We start from the raw sequence: 17621 nt of genomic DNA on the forward strand, positions 1-17621 counted from the left end.
GCCTACGTGTCGGCGGCGCGTTCCTTTGCCTTCACGGCCACGATCTCGCGGAAAGCGTTGGTCAGCACGTCCACCGACTGCGCGCCCATCACTGCATACTTGTTGTCGATGATGAAGCAGGGCACGCCGGTGACGCCCATGTCGCGGGCCATGCCGATCTCTTCCTTCACCGAATCGACATCCGCACCGGCGGAGAACAGGGCACTCACGACGGCGCGGTCCATGCCGCTGTTTTCCGCGATATCGAGCAGCACCTCACGGTCGCCGACATTGCGCCCCTCTTCGAAATAGGCCTTGAACAGGGCCATTGCCACGCGGCCCTGAATTTCCGGGCTCTCGATCATCGCCCAGCGCAGCAGACGGTGGGCATCCAGCGTATTCGGGCTGACTTTCACAGCCGGAAAATCGAAATCGATGCCGTCCTCATGGCCGAGACCCGTCAGCATCTTGTGCGCCCGCTCGACAGCGTCGGCGCCACCGAGCTTTTCAGCAAGGTGCTTCTTGTGGTCAACGCCTTCGGCGGGCATGTCCGGATTGAGCTGGTAGGGGCGGAACGTCACGGCCACGGCAAAGTCGCCCTTGACGTTGTCGATCGCTTTCTCAAGCCGTTTCTTGCCGAGGTAACACCAGGGGCAGACGACATCCGAAACGACATCGATCGTAATGGCTTCCATCCGGATTTCCTTTCGAGACGCCGGAACGGTCCGGCCGCCGCATTTCGACGCGGCACTTGAACGCCGAGATAGGCTGGTCTGCCGCGGCTTTCAACAGGTTACCTCAAAGTACCCTTAATTCTGGGGATGTCCCCTTTATTGTGCCCGCTCGTCCCACCATACGGGCAACTGGAAGCCCCAGAGCGGCGTCATCTCCGGTCGGCCGATATGTTTGTTGCGCGCCATCCATTGCTGGCCCAGATGATAGAGCGGGACGATGTAATTGCCGGAAAGCAGCATGCGATCCTGGAGGCGAACGGCGGACTGGAAATCCTCCGCCGAGCGGGCGGAGAGAATGGCCGCCATGACACGGTCGATATCGGGATCGGCGACGCCGGCGAAATTCTCACTGCCTTCGAGATCGCGCGCCTGCGTTCCCCAGCGCCGCACCTGTTCGAGACCTGGCGACAACGACGACAGGAAGGCCTTCATGATGACGTCGTAGTCGAAGGTCTGGCTGCGGCTCTGATATTGCGAATCGTCGACGGTTCTGAGGCTTACCCGCACACCGAGGGCCGCAAGGAAGCGCTGGTAGGCGAGGGCGAGTTTTTCCTGGTCGGCGTTCTGCGTCATGATTTCAAAGGCGAGCGGCTTGCCGGAGACATCGACCATGCGGCCGTCCTTGATCGAATAGCCTGCCTTCTGGAAATGCCCCATCGCCTCCCGCAGCACCTTGCGGTCGCGGCCCGAGCCGTCGGTCACCGGAAAACGATGCGTGCCGGCGAGCACGGAGGGATCGATTTTGCTCACCGCGTCGCCGATGATGTCACGCTCGCGCGCGTCGATCGGCACATTGAGCGAGGACAATGCGGAGTTCTGCCAGAAACTTTCCGTGCGCGTGTAGGCGTTTTCAAACAGCGTGCGGTTGACCCATTCGAAATCGAAGACGAGCGAGAGCGCCTTGCGCAATTCCGCGTTCTGGAAGACTGGCCTGCGTGTGTTGAAGACGAAGCCGAACATTACCGGTGGCAGTTTCGACGTCACGGCATCCTTGATGACCGTGCCGGAGTGGACCGCAGGAAAATCGTAGCCGCGCGCCCATTTTGTTGGATTGCCTTCCTGGTAGACGTCGATCACGCCCTTCTTGAAGGCCTCGAACAGCGAATTGTCCTGCAGGAAATATTCGACGGATATCTCGTCGTAATTGTCGAACCCGACCTTCGAGGGGATGTCCTTGCCCCAGTAGTTCGGGTCGCGCTCGTAGACGATGCGTTCGCCAGGCTTGACTGCTTTGACCTTGTAGGGGCCGGAGCCGAGCGGCAAGGCGAGCGATGACCGGTCGAAGGTCTCCACGTCGATCGCGTGTTTCGGCAGGATCGGCGAGAAGGCGATGAGGAGCGGCGCCTCGCGGTCGCCCTTCCCGTTGAAGGTGAAGCGGACGCTGTTTTCGCCGGTCTTTTCAAGCTTTTCGACGGCATTCAGGCGGATGCTGAACGGCGCACGGCCCTTGTCGCGCATCAGCTCGAAGGTGAAGATCACGTCTTCCGGCGTTACCGGCTTTCCATCGGCCCAGCGCGCCTTCGGGTTGAGATGGAATTCGATGAAGCTGCGGTCGTCGTCCCACTCCACGCTTTCTGCGAGCAGGCCATACATCGAGAAGGCTTCGTCGCGCGAGCGCACCATCAGCGATTCGTAGACGAGATTGCCGAACTCCGGATCCCACATGCCGCGCGCCGTCGTGCGCATGCTTTTCAGGATGAAGGGATTGAGGCTGTCGAAGGTGCCGACGACACCATAGGAAATGCGGCCACCCTTCTTCACGTCCGGATTGACGTAGCTGAAGTACTTGTAGTCCGCCGGCAGGGCCGGGTCGCCATGCATGGCAATCCCGTGGAGGGGGGCGGCATGGCCAAGGCTGGCGGGCAGGCCGATAAGGCAGGCCGCAAAGGCCATCAGAAAGGGGCGCAAGGGGATCTCCTCGTGAGGTCCGGATGATTCTTTGTTATTATAACCGCTGGAACGGGGACAGCAGTGTGGCAAGTGAGGGAAATCGAATGTGTGCGGGATTTTCGCAAGAAAAGCTGGATATCCGGCTCTGCCCATTGTAACAGGGTTCGCCGAAGCGGGTCATGCAAATGCCTCAATTCGCCGACAGGAGAGCGCACGGCTGACCACACGCCCGAGAGGGGCTCAAGGAGGGGCGTCGTCGCTCCGGCACCGGATTTTCAGGAGACCGAATTCGTATGATCTTCACATCGCACCTCATCAAGCGGACCGTGCTTTCCGCCTTTGCTGCTAGCGTTGCCCTGGCGGCTGCGCCCTCCGCATCGCTCGCCCAGCAGCAGGCCGCTCCGCCGAAGGGCTGGTTCAAGGTCTGCACCAAGCAGGAAGACAATGACGTCTGCATCGTGCAGAACCTGCTGGCGGCCAACAGCGGCCAGCTGATCACTGCCGTCGGCCTGATCACCGTCACCGGCAAGACCAACCGCAAGATCATGCAGGTCTCGGTGCCGAGCGCACGTCTCATCCCGCCGGGCATCCAGATGCAGATTGACGGCGGCAAGGGCCAGAAGCTCGACTACGCCATCTGCATGCCCGACAAGTGCGTCGCCGAAGTGCTGTTGACCGACCAGATGATCGCCAGCCTCAAGAAGGGCGGCGAACTCGTGCTGACCTCGATCAACTTCCAGCGCGCGCCGAACCCGATCAAGATTTCGCTCGAAGGCTTCACCGGCGTCTTCGACGGCGAGCCGATCGAACAGTCGAAGCTCGAAGAGCGCCAGCGCCTGCTGCAGGAAGAAATGCAGAAGAAGGCTGAAGAGGCCCGCAAGAAGCTCGAAGACGCCCAGAAGGCGGCCAAGAGCCAGTAAGCCTACGGCTGACCAAGACATAAAGAACCCGGCCAAGAGCCGGGTTTTTTGTATGTGAAGGTCGGGTGACACGATCGGGCTTTGCGGAATCGGCGGGGCGCTTTATACCTGCACGATTGTTCCGGACCAGAGGGGTGGGGCCGGGGCGGAGGAGGGGACATTCTTGCGCAAAGGTTTGCTTGAAACCGTCATCAGCGGGATGAACACGCGTACCAGCCACGCCCAGGTTGTCAACGAACTGGGCAGGGCCATCATCGCGGGAGACTACCCCGTCGGGGCGACGCTGCCGGGTGATGCCGAGCTTGCCGCCCGCTTCAAGGTTTCCCGCACCGTTTTGCGTGAGGCGATGAAGACGCTCGCGGCCAAGGGCCTTGTGGTGCCGCGCGCACGCATCGGCACCCGCGTGACGCCGAGCATGCAATGGAACCTCTTCGACAGCGACATCCTCACCTGGTACTTCGCCGTCGGCGTCAACGAAGATTTTCTGCTGCATCTTTCCGAGGTGCGGCTGGCCTTCGAGCCGCATGCGGCGGCCCTGGCGGCGCGACATGCTTCCGAGGCCGATATCAGCCAGATGATGCGCCTTGCCGTCGCCATGGGCGACCCGGAGCATACGGCGGAAACGCTGGCCATGGCCGACCTGAAATTTCACCTGTCCGTGCTCGAGGCCTCGCGCAATCCCTTCCTGCGCACGTTGGGCAGCCTCATCGAGGCCGGGCTTGTCGGTGTCTTCAAGCTGAGTTCGCCCGCCTCTGATCGCGGCAAGATCAGCGACGTGTCGACCAGCCATATCCGCATCGTCGAGGAAATCGACAAACGCGACGAAGATGGCGCAAGGCGCGCGATGGAAAACGTCATCCGGGTTGGACGCGAGCGGGTCGTCGAGGCCCTGCGCGGCGAAGAATAGTCAGGTCGGCGACGGCCCGGCGAGGTCCAGTTCGCCCTGCGTAGCATCCTTCGGGCGGTGCCCCTTTTGCGCATCGCCGGCAAGCAGCCGATCGGTCATCGCTGCAGCAAGCTCTTCCTTTGCAATGACAATGTGATTGGCGCCGAATTGCCGGAGATGATCGGCCTCGGCCTGTGAGTTCGCCCGCGCCACGATGCTGATCGCGCCATTGGCGGCGCGCGCCTGCTCAATCAGCGTGCCGGCGGCAAACACATCCGGAAGCGCGGTCACAAACCACCGCGCGCCGGCAATGTTGGCTTGCGCCAGCACACCGCGGCTGCCGGCCGGTTCGCCGATAGCCTCTATGCCGCCGTCGCGCAACTCTTCGGCCACGCCGGCCCGCTCCTCTATGACGATCAAAGGAATGCCGGCCGCACGCAACTGCTCGACGACGCGCCTGCCGACGCGGCCGTAGCCCACCACCACCGCATGGTCTGTGAGCATGGTCGGTTCCGGCACATCCTGTGCAGGCTCCTCCGGCTGCGTTGCCGCGTCCTCGTCTCCTGCCGGTTCCGCCGCGGCTGGGGCTGTGTCGAGCTTCGCGCCATAATGATCGACCGCCATGAAGAGCAGGGGATTGACGAGGATCGAAAACAGCGCGCCCGCAACGATAAGATCCTGCGCGACGGGCGGCAGCAGGTCGAGGCCGACACCCAGAACGACAAGGATGAAGGAGAATTCGCCGATCTGCGCCAGGCTGGCGGCGATAGTGAGCGCGATGGTGCGCGGATAGCCGAATGCCTTGACGATCAGGTAGGCGGCTGCCGACTTGATGAAGACGATCGTCACGATCGTCGCAAGGATCGCCAGCGGCCGTTCGATCAGGTTGACCGGATTGAACAGCATGCCGACGGAGACGAAGAAGAGAACCGCGAAGGCATCGCGCAATGGCAGCGTTTCGCGTGCCGCCTGCTGGCTGAGCTGCGATTCGGCCAGCACCATGCCGGCAAAGAACGCGCCCAGCGCGAAGGAGACACCAAAGAGTTTTGCCGAGCCATAGGCGACACCCAGCGCAATGGCGAGGACCGACAGGCGGAAAAGCTCCCGCGAGCCGGTATGCGCCACATAGTGCAGGATCATCGGAATGACCTTGCGCCCGACGATGAGCATCAGCGCGATGAATGCGGAAACCTTGAGCGCGGTGACACCGACCGCCGTCCACACCGCGCCGATACCGAGCGCCCGCGTCAAGTCAGGATCGACATTGGCAGTCTGTGCCGTGCCGCCTAGCACGCCGGCCAAAGGCGGCAGCAACACAAGCGTCAGCACCATCACCAGGTCCTCGACGATCAGCCAGCCAACCGCGATACGGCCTTTTTCTGTCTCCACCATGCGGCGTTCCTGCAGCGCGCGCAGCAACACCACGGTACTGGCGACGGAAAGCGACAGGCCGAACACGAAGCCGCTGCCCGCCGACCAGCCCATCGCCAGCGCAAGCAGCAGGCCGAACACGGTCGCCACCGCGATCTGGCCGATCGCACCCGGAATGGCGATCGCCCGCACCGACAGCAGATCCTTCAGGGAGAAATGCAGGCCGACACCGAACATCAGCAGGATGACGCCGATCTCCGCCAGTTCGTTCGCGAGATTCTGGTCTGCGACAAAGCCGGGTGTGAACGGGCCGATGATGACGCCGGCCAATAGGTAGCCGGCTATCGGTGGCAGGCGAAAACGATGCGCAACCAGCCCCGCCGCGAAAGCGAGGCAGATACCGGCAACCAAGGTTGCGATCAGCGGTGTCGCATGGGGCAAAGCACTATCCCGATTCCTTTGAGAGAATGCCCGCAGTTCGCAGGAAGTTCTCTATAATTCAAGAGGATAGGGTAGCGTCGCCAATTTCTGTGCGCAAGGCGGTAAATGCATCAGCCGTCGTTGCTGGCGTCCAGTTCTTCCGGGCGTTTGCCCTCGTCTACCGGGCGGGTGGCGAGCTGGGCAGCCCCCATCGACTGGTAGAGATTGAAAAGCGCCTCGCTCGCCCGTGCCGCGAGCCGGAACCATTCGCTGTTGCCGGCGATTGCGGGGTGGTGGAGAAGCTGGTCATCGACGAGATCGAGCACGATGGAGGCCGTGTGCACCGCTTCGTGAAAGCCGAAGGAACCGGACGTATAGTGGGACAGCAGCACTGGCGGCGTCATGGCGCGCTCGTCAGCCAGAATGTCGAGCTGCTTCAGGCGTTCGTCTTCCAGTTCAATATCGGTGCTTTCCAACATGATCGTCTCCATTCGTTTCTAATCCCACAGATACTCGATTCGAGCGTGACGGCGGAGAAGAAGAAGCGAGCGATCCGGCTGTATTTGATAGGTTTCCACGACACGGCGGCCACGATTGTCGAAGAACGTATGGTCGAACGTGCTGCCAACCGGTGCTTTCGTCAATTTGCTGCGAGGCTGCCCACCATAGGTGATGCTGCCGGGAATGGGCTCGACCGAATGCGGGGCACCGGTCGTGCAGGCGGCAAGCAGGAGCATGGATAGAAGAACGGGCACAAGACGGGTCATGATGGTCTCCTCGTCAGCATTCTAAAGCATATCGCGCAAAGTGTGCAGCGGTTTTGCGATAAAGATATGCGAAGAATCAAGGACCTAAAGCACAAGGGGCGAATCTGATGGATCGCGGTGCACTTTAGCGGATCACCGTGCGGCAGCCCTCATGAGAAACGGGCGGCCAAGGCCGCCCGCTTTCGTCCGTATCAGCCCTGCGGCGTCAGCGTCACCGAAGTGCCGGTTGCCGCCAGGTTGAGGCCGATCTGACCGCTGATGCTGATCGTCTGCAGGTGGATCGAACCCGACGTGCCGCCAACCAGCAAGTTGGTGCCGACACCAAAGCCGAGGGTCGCTTCGGCTGTCGCACCCTGATAGAGGCCGCCGAGCGACCCCTGATGGTAGCCTGCCGTCGGCGCGAAGACCGCCCAGACGATGCGGCCCTGCGTGGTGAAGCCGAGATCGACGCCGAGCTTGCGAATGACGCCGCTGTAGGAATCATGTGTGCCGCGGCTGGAGGAGAAGACGCAATCGACGGTCTTTGCCGAACCCAGCACATAGCCGACTCCGCCGCCGACGTCGCAGGTCAGCATCCCGATCTTTACGCCGCCCTGGTCGCCACGGTCGACATAGGTCGGCGCTTCTTCGCGAGTAACCATGTCTGCCGCGCCGGCTGTCGTCGCGATAGCCTGCGCAAGGGTCAGCGCGAGGACTGTTCCGAGCTTCTTGTTCATCTGTGCACTCCTTCTAACAGGCACGATAATGGCGAATCCGGCAAAATTGTTCCGGGTCGCGGAGCATCTCATGGCGAAGATCGTGGCAGAGTGTGGGCAGGTAATCTTTTGATAACAAATTGCAGGGCCGGATGGCGACGGCGTCCACCGATTGAGGCTTTTCAACAACATGTCCGGGGCAGGGCGCGCGACATCACACTTGATTGATCGTCGGCAGATGCGTGATGACCTCGTCACGGCGCTTTTCGTCGAGGCGCGCGATATGCTTGTTCCAGAACGTTTCAGCCGCACGCGTCTCGTGTTTCCATTGCCGTGTGCTGAGTTGATTGTCGTCGATCTTCGCCAGCCGCCCGCCGCCGAGGCGAACATATTCTGCGGCAAGTTTTGCGGTGGATGTCTGTTCCATGCCGGCCTCCTGTGGTGGCCAACCAGAAACCCGCATGCTGTCCGATTGTTCCGGCAACAAAAAAGGCCGGGGCGAAACCGCACCGACCTTCCTCATCATCACCTATTCACCAGTGCCAGTACATCCGTGGTCAAGGGCAGCAGGTGATGGCGGCAATTGCGAGCGGCAGATATTTTCCAGCGCTCATCAGCAATCCCGATGACGGTGATATAGGTGGGCATTGTGTTCAAAACAAGGGCTCTCCCGAAAAGGAGCGTCTGCCGGTAGGCCTCCTGCATTGACGAGGCGGGCAAAACTGCTAAAAAGCCGCATCGCTTGAGGGATCATAACCGCTGCAACACACGGTTTCACGCTTTTCCAGAACCGGGAAAAGAGTGCCTTCTCAGAGTGGAAGAGTGTCCGAGTGGTTTAAGGAACCGGTCTTGAAAACCGGCGTGCGGGAGACCGTACCGTGGGTTCGAATCCCACCTCTTCCGCCAGTGCCATACTTATGTGTCTGTTTTTAAACGCATTCTTTTCTTGACATGGCGCGGTCCCACTTGTCGTGCCTTGCACAAACCTAGTGGGTCGGCTTCGGAACTTGATTCGACTGGCTAACCCGTATCCGCCGGAGGCAGATAATATCTGCTCGACCGATTCAGAGCTAAGACCATGAGCGATGTGAAAACAATCACAAGAAAGGATCTCTACAACCTAGTTTGGTCTAAACATATTTCCGAAGTGGCGGAAGAGCTGGGCATAATTGACGCGCGGGCTGGTGGCAATCTGCAAGTTCAATCAAATCCCAGTTCCTGGAAAGCGATACTGGGATCAACTTAGTTCCGGCAAGCCCGCGACGAAACCACCATTTCGAAGAATGTACGCGCCAGAGCTTGAGGAGCTCGTGCTAGACGCAGAAGTTCACCGCGGAAGTTACTTGGTTTTTGCCATGAGTTCCATACAGATCCAATGCAAACCTCCTGCGGAACGGGTGTCAGGCGCGGACAAATCGGCCGCGAAGTCAGGCGACGGGCCACGGCAAGGTGACCCCACGAGTTCAAACGTTAAAAAACAATGGCCGATCACAGGCGCAAAAGACGAACGTCCGTCCTTTCGCGCTATCGCAAAAAAGTGTTCAGTTCGCCAATGGCCAACCGCCAGAGTGTCTGGGTCGATGAATCGATTAGAAGCCGCGCTATTTCATTCATGAGTGGTCTCTTAAAGGAACTCAGCAAGGTCGGGATCCGCACGTCAATGTCATCGGATCAGGTCTTTTTTGTCGATGCTTATAACCGAAGTTCCTTTCGTGCTTAGTAGCCCTCGCCGGCGCGTGATGGAGATCCGAGACGGAAGAAAGCGTAACGAACTGAAATTTGATGGTCGGTTGGCCCTCAGTATCTGGGGTGTGCGACCGAAAGGCATTCGAAGCGAATGGAAGGATGAGCCACACACGAAGATAGAGACCTCTATCTTTGAGATAATCACCAATTGCCAGCTAATCCTGGCCTCGCAGAAGGCTTATGACAACGAAGTCAAAGAAGAGCAGCGTCAACGGTTGCACATGGAACACCGAAGGGATCTGGCGAAGGGTAGGAATACGCGGGATGACGAGAGAAAAGCCTTCATCCGTCGCGTCAGCCAAGTAAAGCTCGAAATCGATGACGTTAGGAACGTGCTCGCTTTGAGCCAATCGGCCTTCGATACAGCCCCCGATTTCAAACGAATGTTGGAATGGGCCCGCTGTCACCTCATCCAGCTAGAGGAGGAGGCAACTATTAGATATCTTCAGCAGTCTTTAGTCAATAAAGACCTCTTTCCAGACCCAGATCCCTCTGCTGACTCTCCGGTTCATGCCGTCAGAGTAAATATTCGCCTTGGAGAAATCGAATGAACTTCCACGATTGGACGGAGAAGGCCGTGGAGCATCGCATCCTTGAAAACTTCCCGCGGTGAGGGGACCTAAGGCCTACGGATCGGCTATGCCGGACGTTGTCCGCCGGCAGGTCGAGGCATACGGGAGCAGTAGGCGCCGATACCTCGAGACCGCGTCGGTCGGCGAACTGGCACTCATGGAAGAGGTCTGGGATTGGATCAACGATCTCCCCAAACAGGTCGAACGTCAGTTTTTGTATGCCTGGTCCTGGGTAAAAGTGCGGAAAGGTCTCACTATCTCCCGCTTCGCAGAAGAAAATTATATGAATGAGCGAACTTTGCGCCGCGCTGTAACCGTCGTGTGCCAAAGCGTTGCCGACAACCTGAACCGAGCATGTCAGGTTCGGCTTTCGATCCCGGATTGCGTCGTGTCCGAAAGTTCGGCATTCTCCGCATCAAACACGGTGTCGTCCGAAAGTTGCGCCACCGAGTGGCGAGATTCGGACGCGAGGCCGCACATCGACCCTGCTCTGCCGAAAAGCCGAGTACTCGCCCCCCCCCCCCGGAAGATCCGGGCGCGGCCCTCGGACAAGAATCGGAGCCTCAGCGTCCGGTAGGGTATGCCCCAAGTACAGCGGGGCCTACAGGCTATGCATCCTTGCTTTCCTTGTTGGGTAGGAGTTCGCAGTGGCGGCACTGAAGAGTGCGCGATCGCTAACGGTCAAGCCGGGAGGATAGCCCTGCAAGGCGAGCAGCTACATTCCGATGGCGAACGAGCCGGTTTCGCTGGTTTTGTCGCGCACCATTCCCAGTGTCCCCTTTTTTGCCAGAAACATGTGCACCTTCTCAATCGTATCCAAGCCGTCTTCTGCCTTAAGCTCGCACGGCATAAAGGCTACATGCATGGCGCAGGATTTTTGAGCGAATCCAATCGCTTCGGCGCATGTTTTGCAAACTGTTCTTGTTGAGAAAAAGTGGACTGTTCCCGTCCTTTCGAGTTCGCCGATGGAATATAGATAATTGATGAGACGCACCTCAGTGTGCAGATCCTGCATGCCTCCTCGCTTTATGAGCGGATTAACTACCGGCGTGCTTGGGATAAGGGAGCCCTGAACAAAGATTCTGACACTCTTCGACAGACCGCTCACGTTCGAGTAGCTAAGGTACTCTTTCACTCCACCCGAATTGCTTACTATGGCGGAGCACAGATTGTGCTTCTCGGGATCATGGGCGAAGCCATCGTTTTCTATGATGATCAATAGGCAGTAAGCGGCGTATAAATTCTGGGCATAACTTACGATTTCATCTTCAGTCATTTTGTACCCTCGCCGGTTGTCGCAGCACCGGGTCGGACCTTCGCGCATAAGTAGACGAATGGCAAGGCGATAACCGCATATGGAGACGCGCCCGACCCCATTACACATTGCCGTAATAGAACCCGTCTCAGCGGGCAGACGGTAGCCTTAGGGCCGGTCAAGCAAGTTGCCTCGCTGGTGCACACAGCGGCAAGACCGTGGCGGGCGATATCGCTGGAGCCGTCCTCATCAAAAGGCGTAGTGCATCGCCCCGGTTCGTAAACCGGTCACTGATCGTTCTACGACTGTTCGCCTAAACTTTAGAAACTAGATATCCGCTGAGAACCGGCCCGGTTTGTCACCCGGAGGCGGATTTTCGCCAAATGCGTGCGCGAAAAGCTTATGGACGCCGAATTATAAGGATGTCATCCGACTTTCCGTCGGACCAGCCTACGCGATCACGTACGCGCCGATCGTTCTTATCTTGGCGATGGCCGCGATCGGCGGCTCTGTCACGAGGCCTCACGTAGTTGTGGTCGCGGCGGTCTCTGCGATCCCGGTGGACGCGATCTCGGTAGTCAGGCCGATCATACCGATCATAGCCGTCGTACTGACCGTAAATAACCCCGCCGCTGTAGCCGTGGCCGTATCCGGCGCTGGAACCGACGCAGCCGGCAAGGGTAAGGCAAGCGAAGCCTGCCGCGGCAACGATGCTGGCGGTTCGGTTTATCATTTCGATCTCCCGTACGAGTTCAGATCGGCCGTTCATCAAGACCCATAGGCGCCCTTGTTCGGATGCCTCGGCGCTTCTGAATTCACCGCTATCTGCCCTTCTTTCAGGTCGGGTTTGCTGGCGGTTCCCGAAATACGATCGGCGTCGCCGCTTCCCTTCGTGGGTTTCGGTTGCTTGTGCTCCTTAGCTAAAGGATGTGTCCCGTCAGAGATGCTACCCGGGTGGGCACTTTTGCCTGACAATCAATCGCGATCTAGGGGATTGTCACTCCGGACAATAGTATGATTTACTTATTAAAATGACGTCCGGCCATCGGATGCCGAAGAACAACCATGTGACATGGGGAACGGGAATGAACAGGGAAAAGCTTACGAACCACATTCGCCCACTGCTTGCCGGTGCAGCTTTCTCGCTGCTGTTCGTTTCGGGTGGCATGGCGCCGGCCTTTGCGGAAACGCCGGCCGATACGCTGGTGCAGGCTTGGGCAATCGACGATACGATCACGCTCGACCCAGCCGAATCCTTCGAGCTGTCGCCGGCCGAGTTCATCGGCAATGCCTATGACATGCTGGTTCGCCTCGACATTGCCGACACGACCAAAGTCAAGGGCGGCGTCGCCGACAGCTGGACCGTGTCTGACGACGGCCTCACCTATACGTTCAAGCTGAAACCGGGCATCAAGTTCGCTTCCGGCAACCCGGTAACCGCCGAGGATGTCGCCTGGTCCTTCGAGCGCGTCGTCAAGCTCGACAAGAGCCCCGCCTTCATCCTCACCCAGTTCGGCCTGACTGGCGACAATGTCGCTGAAAAGGCCAAGGCCGTTGACGAAAGCACTTTCGTCTTCACCGTCGATAAGGCCTATGCGCCGAGCTTCGTGCTGAACTGCCTCACCGCCACCGTCGGCGCCGTGCTCGACAAGAAGCTGGTGATGGAGCACGCCGAAGCCAAGACGCCGAGTGACGAGTACAAATACGACACCGATTTCGGCTATGGCTGGCTGAAGACCAACTATGCCGGCTCCGGCCCGTTCAAGATTCGCGACTGGCGCGCCAACGAAATCCTCGTTCTGGAACGCAACGACAACTACTATGGCGAAAAGCCCGCGCTGACCCGCGTCATCTACCGCCACGTCAAGGAAAGCGCGACGCAGCGCCTGATGCTGGAAGCCGGCGACGTCGATGTCGCCCGCAACCTGGAGCCGGGCGATCTCGACGCCGTTTCGAAGAATGCGGATTTGACGACGACAAGCGCGCCGAAGGGCACAGTCTATTACATCAGCCTCAACCAGAAGAACGAGAACCTCGCCAAGCCCGAGGTGCGTGAGGCCTTCAAGTATCTCGTCGACTACGACGCGATCGGCGCGACCCTGATCAAGGGCATCGGCGAGATCCGCCAGACCTATCAGGCCAAGGGCGTGCTCGGTGCGCTGGAGGCAAGTCCTTACAAGTTCGACGTGGCGAAGGCCAAGGAACTGTTGGAGAAGGTTGGCCTGAAGGATGGCTTCTCCGTGACCTTCGACGTGCGCAACACGCAGCCGGTAACGGGCATCGCCGAATCCTTCCAGCAAACCGCCGGCCAGGCCGGCGTGAAGATCGAGATCATTCCCGGCGACGGCAAGCAGACGCTGACCAAGTACCGCGCCCGCAACCACGATCTCTATATTGGCCAGTGGGGCATGGACTACTGGGATCCGAACTCGAACGGCGAGGCCTTCACCTCCAATCCCGACAATGGAGACGATGCCTCCGTCAAGACGCTCGCCTGGCGCAATGCCTGGGATATTCCGGAACTGACCGCCGAGTCCAAGGCCGCCCTTCTGGAGCGTGACAACGCCAAGCGTGCGGCGATGTATGAAAAGCTGCAGCAGCAGGCACTGGAAACGAGCCCCTTCGTCATGATCTTCCAGCAGATCGAGGTCGCGGGCGTTCGTGGCAACGTCAAGGGCTACACGCTCGGCCCGAGCTTCGATTCCAACCCGCTCGCACCCGTGTCCAAGGAATAGTCTTCCTTGAGCATGATGGAAACGCGCAAGCAGGCAGGGCGCGCCAGATGGCGCGCCTATGGGCGGTTGAAATCGGTGGTGGGATTCCTCGTCGTCGTCGCCACCACCTATCTCGGCCTGCTCGCCGTCACCTTCTTCATCGGCCGCGTCGTGCCGATCGATCCGGTTCTGGCGATCGTCGGCGATCGGGCGCCTGCCCATGTGGTGGAGCGCGTGCGGCTGGAAATGGGGTTGAACCTGCCCTATTACCAGCAGTTCTGGCTCTATATGAAAGGCGTGCTCAGCGGTGATTTCGGCACATCGGTGCTGACGACAAACCCTGTAATGACCGACATTCGCCGCGTCTTCCCCGCGACCATGGAGCTGGCCACCGTCGGGACGATCATCGGCGCGCTCCTCGGTATTCCGCTCGGCGTGCTCGCGGCCGTCAGGCGCGGCAGCATTAGCGACCAGGTGGTGCGCATCGTCGGCCTCGTCGGCTATTCGGTGCCGATCTTCTGGCTCGGCCTGCTCGCCCTGCTCGTCTTCTATGCACGCCTCGGGTGGGTCTCTGGCCCCGGCCGCATCGATGTCGTATTCGAGTACACGTTCACGCCGGTTACTGGCTTCTTCCTGTTGGATGCAATTATCAATCGCGACTGGGCAGCATTCCGCGACATCGTCTCGCACATCATCCTGCCCGCCTCGCTGCTCGGCTATTTCTCCATGGCCTACATCAGCCGCATGACACGCTCCTTCATGCTGAACGAGCTTGGCCAGGAATACATCGTCGCAGCGCGCGCCAAAGGCCTGTCAGAGGCCCGCATCATTTGGGGTCATGCATTGCGCAATGCCTCCGTGCCGCTCATCACTGTGATCGCGCTCTCCTATGCCGGCCTGCTCGAAGGCTCGGTGCTGACGGAGACCGTCTTCGCCTGGCCGGGGCTTGGTCTCTACATCACCAATTCCCTGCAAAACGCCGACATGAACGCGGTGCTAGGCGGCACCATCGTCATCGGTTCCGTCTTCATCGCCATCAATCTTCTCTCCGACGTGCTCTACCGCATGCTCGATCCCCGAACGAGGACACGATGAGGGAAGTCACCATGACCCGTCGCGAATGGCTCCTGACCGACAGGCCGCAATCGCGCATGCAGGCCCGGCTCGGCCGTGCCTATGTCGCCTGGCGGCGGTTTACCGCCAACCGTCTCGCCGTCATCGGCCTTGTCATCATTCTCGGCCTCGTCGTCCTCGCCGCTTTTGCCCCGTTGCTGGCACCCCATTCGCCTTATATCGGCGATCTTGCCAAGGCGCGCCTGCTGTCGCCAGGGCCGGGGCATTGGCTTGGCACGGATGATCAAGGCCGCGATATCCTGTCGCGCCTCATCTACGGCTCACGGCTGACCTTGCAGGTCGTGCTGCTGGTTGCGGTCATTGCCGCACCCATCGGCCTTCTCGTCGGCACGGTCGCCGGTTATGCGGGTGGCTGGGTGGATGCGGTACTGATGCGCATCACCGATATCTTCCTCGCCTTCCCTAAACTCGTGCTGGCGCTTGCCTTTGTCGCAGCTCTCGGGCCAGGCATCGGCAACGCCATCATCGCCATCGCCATCACCTCCTGGCCGCCCTATGCGCGCATCGCGCGCGCCGAGACGCTGACGGTACGCAATTCCGACTATATCCTGGCAGTGCAACTGATGGGAGCCTCGCCCTGGCGCATCGTGCTGCGCCATATCATGCCGCTCTGCATCTCCTCCCTCATCGTGCGTGTGACGCTCGACATGGCGGGAATCATCTTGACGGCAGCCGGCCTTGGCTTTCTCGGCCTCGGCGCGCAGCCGCCGCTGCCCGAGTGGGGCGCGATGATCGCTTCCGGCCGGCGCTTCATCCTCGATCAATGGTGGGTAGCCGCGGCTCCGGGCTTCGCGATCCTCATCGTCAGTCTCGGCTTCAACCTGCTGGGTGACGGCCTTCGAGATGCGCTCGATCCGCGTGGGAGCGGCCAATGAGGGCGCTGCTTGATGTCGAGGACCTTCGCGTGTCCTTCCCAACGCGCACCGGCGTCATCGAAGCCGTGCGCGGCGTCTCCTTCACACTTGGCCGCGAGCGCCTCGGCATTGTCGGTGAGAGCGGTTCCGGCAAGTCCCAGACCGGCCGCGCGATCATGGGGCTGACCGCAGAGCACGGCGTAATCTCGGCCAGCAAGCTTGATTTCAACGGCACTGATCTCCTCAAGGCCTCGAAGGCAGAGCGACGCGCGCTGCGGGGCAAACGCATCGCGATGATCCTGCAGGATCCGAAATATTCGCTGAACCCGGTCATGACCATCGGCCGGCAGATCGTCGAGACGCTGCGCACGCACGAGCCGGTTGGCAAAGCAGAGGCGAAGAGGCGCGCGCTCGACATGCTGGCTGCCGTGCAGATCCGCGATCCCGAACGCGTCTTCGGCCTCTATCCGCACGAGGTTTCCGGCGGCATGGGCCAGCGCGCGATGATCGCCATGATGCTGATTGCCGGCCCGGAACTTTTGATTGCCGACGAACCGACCTCGGCGCTCGACGTGACCGTGCAACTCGACGTTCTCGGCATCCTCAATCGTCTTGTCGCCGAGCGCGGCATGGGGCTGATCTTCATCTCGCACGACCTGCGCCTCGTCTCCTCGTTCTGCGACCGGGTCATCGTTATGTATGCCGGTCGCATCATGGAGGAACTGCCGGCTGCGCGGCTTGCCGACGCACAGCATCCCTATACCCGCGGCCTGCTCAACTGCATGCCCGAGATCGGCGCTGAGCGGCACCCGTTGCCGGTGCTCGACCGGAAGCCGGAGTGGATGACATGACACCGGCTCTCGCCATAGAAGGCCTAGGCGTCGCCTTCGACGATTTCGTGGCGCTCGAAGATGTCAGCCTTTCGGTGGCGCCTAGCGAGTCCTTCGGTCTTGTCGGCGAATCCGGCTCCGGCAAGTCGACGCTGCTGCGCGCCGTGGCTGGCGTTGCTCCGGTTTCTACAGGGGCGATTGCAGTCGACGGTACGATACTCGGAAAACGGCGCGACAAAGCCTTCTACCGCAAGGTCCAGATGGTGTTCCAGGACCCCTATGGTTCACTCCATCCGCGCCAGACGGTAGATCGACTGCTCCTTGAGCCCCTTGCCATCCATGGCTTCGACGATACCGAAGGCCGTATCGTGCACGCGCTCGACGAGGTCGGGCTCGGGCCAAGCTTCCGCTTCCGCTATTCGCACCAACTGTCCGGTGGCCAGCGGCAGCGCGTGGCGATTGCGCGCGCATTGATTCTCGAGCCGTCCATCCTTTTGCTCGACGAGCCGACATCGGCGCTCGATGCATCCGTTCAAGCCGAAGTGCTGAATCTGCTCGAGCAGTTGCGCGCCGCGCGGCAACTCACTTACGTGATGGTCAGTCACGATCTCGCCGTCATCACTCATTTGTGCGACCGGCTGATGGTCATGCAGAACGGTCGCGCTGTGGAGCAACTCGCGTCCGCCGACCTCGCCGCCGGCAAGGTGACGCAGGATTACACACGCGGCTTGCTCGTCGCCAGCAAGGGTTTTCGGCGTGACCAGCGAGCGTTTGATAAAAGGTTTGCAAAATGATTTTTGGTGCAATCTTCAGCATTGATCTGCGAAGAGCCGCTGTCGCTGGAAGCTGATGAC

At 60.1% G+C, this 17621-nt stretch carries 16 protein-coding genes and 1 tRNA gene; 9 read left to right on the top strand and 8 right to left on the bottom strand.

Annotated elements, in window-relative coordinates; all coding sequences use genetic code 11:
* Positions 1-2: 2 nt before the first annotated feature.
* Both BSY16_RS05670 and BSY16_RS05675 read right to left on the bottom strand, forming a co-directional pair.
* Positions 3-674, bottom strand: coding sequence for a DsbA family oxidoreductase (locus tag BSY16_RS05670; RefSeq protein ID WP_069058757.1), 672 nt, complete (start codon positions 672-674; stop codon positions 3-5).
* A 135-nt stretch (positions 675-809) separates the two neighbouring features.
* Positions 810-2606, bottom strand: coding sequence for an extracellular solute-binding protein (locus BSY16_RS05675; protein ID WP_069058758.1), 1797 nt, complete (start codon positions 2604-2606; stop codon positions 810-812).
* Between the two features lie 290 nt (positions 2607-2896).
* On the opposite strand from BSY16_RS05675, the gene BSY16_RS05680 reads away from it, so the two are divergent.
* Positions 2897-3523, top strand: a complete 627-nt coding sequence (locus tag BSY16_RS05680; RefSeq protein WP_069058759.1) for an invasion associated locus B family protein — start codon at positions 2897-2899, stop codon at positions 3521-3523.
* A 199-nt stretch (positions 3524-3722) separates the two neighbouring features.
* Entirely contained in the window at positions 3723-4430 is a 708-nt protein-coding gene (locus BSY16_RS05685; protein ID WP_083242969.1) for a FadR/GntR family transcriptional regulator, read from the top strand.
* Here BSY16_RS05685 and BSY16_RS05690 read toward each other — a convergent pair whose 3' ends face one another.
* The 5 genes from BSY16_RS05690 to BSY16_RS05710 form a co-directional block, all read right to left on the bottom strand.
* Positions 4431-6221 (bottom strand): cation:proton antiporter domain-containing protein, encoded by a 1791-nt coding sequence (locus tag BSY16_RS05690; RefSeq protein WP_069058761.1) that lies wholly within the window; start codon positions 6219-6221, stop codon positions 4431-4433. It lies immediately after the preceding gene.
* Positions 6222-6331: 110 nt separating this feature from the next.
* Positions 6332-6679, bottom strand: coding sequence for a hypothetical protein (locus tag BSY16_RS05695; RefSeq protein ID WP_069058762.1), 348 nt, complete (start codon positions 6677-6679; stop codon positions 6332-6334).
* Between the two features lie 18 nt (positions 6680-6697).
* Entirely contained in the window at positions 6698-6967 is a 270-nt protein-coding gene (locus BSY16_RS05700; RefSeq protein ID WP_069058763.1) for a hypothetical protein, read from the bottom strand.
* 191 nt (positions 6968-7158) lie between these two features.
* Positions 7159-7683, bottom strand: a complete 525-nt coding sequence (locus BSY16_RS05705; RefSeq protein ID WP_069058764.1) for a DUF992 domain-containing protein — start codon at positions 7681-7683, stop codon at positions 7159-7161.
* Positions 7684-7876: 193 nt separating this feature from the next.
* Entirely contained in the window at positions 7877-8089 is a 213-nt protein-coding gene (locus tag BSY16_RS05710; protein WP_069058765.1) for a hypothetical protein, read from the bottom strand.
* A gap of 389 nt (positions 8090-8478) precedes the next feature.
* On the opposite strand from BSY16_RS05710, the gene BSY16_RS05715 reads away from it, so the two are divergent.
* Both BSY16_RS05715 and BSY16_RS05720 read left to right on the top strand, forming a co-directional pair.
* A tRNA-Ser gene (locus tag BSY16_RS05715) sits at positions 8479-8568 on the top strand.
* 782 nt (positions 8569-9350) lie between these two features.
* Positions 9351-9959: a hypothetical protein gene (locus BSY16_RS05720; RefSeq protein WP_150129882.1), complete on the top strand. Its 609-nt coding sequence runs from the start codon at positions 9351-9353 to the stop codon at positions 9957-9959.
* A 736-nt stretch (positions 9960-10695) separates the two neighbouring features.
* Here BSY16_RS05720 and BSY16_RS05725 read toward each other — a convergent pair.
* Entirely contained in the window at positions 10696-11256 is a 561-nt protein-coding gene (locus BSY16_RS05725; RefSeq protein ID WP_069058767.1) for a hypothetical protein, read from the bottom strand.
* A gap of 1064 nt (positions 11257-12320) precedes the next feature.
* On the opposite strand from BSY16_RS05725, the gene BSY16_RS05735 reads away from it, so the two are divergent.
* From BSY16_RS05735 to BSY16_RS05755, 5 genes are read left to right on the top strand one after another with little or no spacing between them, the layout of a single operon-like run.
* On the top strand, positions 12321-13970 hold the full coding sequence (locus BSY16_RS05735) for an ABC transporter substrate-binding protein (protein ID WP_069058769.1): 1650 nt from the start codon (positions 12321-12323) through the stop codon (positions 13968-13970).
* 12 nt (positions 13971-13982) lie between these two features.
* Positions 13983-15044 (top strand): ABC transporter permease, encoded by a 1062-nt coding sequence (locus BSY16_RS05740; protein WP_150130028.1) that lies wholly within the window; start codon positions 13983-13985, stop codon positions 15042-15044.
* A gap of 11 nt (positions 15045-15055) precedes the next feature.
* On the top strand, positions 15056-15958 hold the full coding sequence (nikC, locus tag BSY16_RS05745) for a nickel transporter permease (RefSeq protein WP_502695999.1): 903 nt from the start codon (positions 15056-15058) through the stop codon (positions 15956-15958).
* Positions 15955-16788, top strand: coding sequence for an ABC transporter ATP-binding protein (locus BSY16_RS05750; RefSeq protein WP_069058772.1), 834 nt, complete (start codon positions 15955-15957; stop codon positions 16786-16788). Before nikC ends, BSY16_RS05750 begins: the two co-directional genes overlap by 4 nt.
* Entirely contained in the window at positions 16785-17561 is a 777-nt protein-coding gene (locus BSY16_RS05755; protein ID WP_069058773.1) for an ABC transporter ATP-binding protein, read from the top strand. The genes BSY16_RS05750 and BSY16_RS05755 overlap by 4 nt, the downstream gene beginning before the upstream one ends.
* Positions 17562-17621: the final 60 nt, after the last annotated feature.

The sequence above is a fragment of the Sinorhizobium sp. RAC02 genome, from assembly GCF_001713395.1.
Classification (GTDB): domain Bacteria; phylum Pseudomonadota; class Alphaproteobacteria; order Rhizobiales; family Rhizobiaceae; genus Shinella.

Bases quoted from the DNA above. Each gene is read 5' to 3' on its own strand.
- BSY16_RS05675 (WP_069058758.1), bottom strand. From the start codon at position 2,606: ATGGCCTTTGCGGCCTGCCTTATCGGCCTGCCCGCCAGCCTTGGCCAT.
- nikC (WP_502695999.1), top strand. From the start codon at position 15,056: ATGACCCGTCGCGAATGGCTCCTGACCGACAGGCCGCAATCGCGCATG.
- BSY16_RS05720 (WP_150129882.1), top strand. From the start codon at position 9,351: ATGCTTATAACCGAAGTTCCTTTCGTGCTTAGTAGCCCTCGCCGGCGC.
- BSY16_RS05735 (WP_069058769.1), top strand. From the start codon at position 12,321: ATGAACAGGGAAAAGCTTACGAACCACATTCGCCCACTGCTTGCCGGT.
- BSY16_RS05750 (WP_069058772.1), top strand. From the start codon at position 15,955: ATGAGGGCGCTGCTTGATGTCGAGGACCTTCGCGTGTCCTTCCCAACG.
- BSY16_RS05740 (WP_150130028.1), top strand. From the start codon at position 13,983: ATGATGGAAACGCGCAAGCAGGCAGGGCGCGCCAGATGGCGCGCCTAT.
- BSY16_RS05725 (WP_069058767.1), bottom strand. From the start codon at position 11,256: ATGACTGAAGATGAAATCGTAAGTTATGCCCAGAATTTATACGCCGCT.
- BSY16_RS05700 (WP_069058763.1), bottom strand. From the start codon at position 6,967: ATGACCCGTCTTGTGCCCGTTCTTCTATCCATGCTCCTGCTTGCCGCC.
- BSY16_RS05755 (WP_069058773.1), top strand. From the start codon at position 16,785: ATGACACCGGCTCTCGCCATAGAAGGCCTAGGCGTCGCCTTCGACGAT.
- BSY16_RS05705 (WP_069058764.1), bottom strand. From the start codon at position 7,683: ATGAACAAGAAGCTCGGAACAGTCCTCGCGCTGACCCTTGCGCAGGCT.
- BSY16_RS05695 (WP_069058762.1), bottom strand. From the start codon at position 6,679: ATGTTGGAAAGCACCGATATTGAACTGGAAGACGAACGCCTGAAGCAG.
- BSY16_RS05710 (WP_069058765.1), bottom strand. From the start codon at position 8,089: ATGGAACAGACATCCACCGCAAAACTTGCCGCAGAATATGTTCGCCTC.
- BSY16_RS05685 (WP_083242969.1), top strand. From the start codon at position 3,723: ATGAACACGCGTACCAGCCACGCCCAGGTTGTCAACGAACTGGGCAGG.
- BSY16_RS05670 (WP_069058757.1), bottom strand. From the start codon at position 674: ATGGAAGCCATTACGATCGATGTCGTTTCGGATGTCGTCTGCCCCTGG.
- BSY16_RS05680 (WP_069058759.1), top strand. From the start codon at position 2,897: ATGATCTTCACATCGCACCTCATCAAGCGGACCGTGCTTTCCGCCTTT.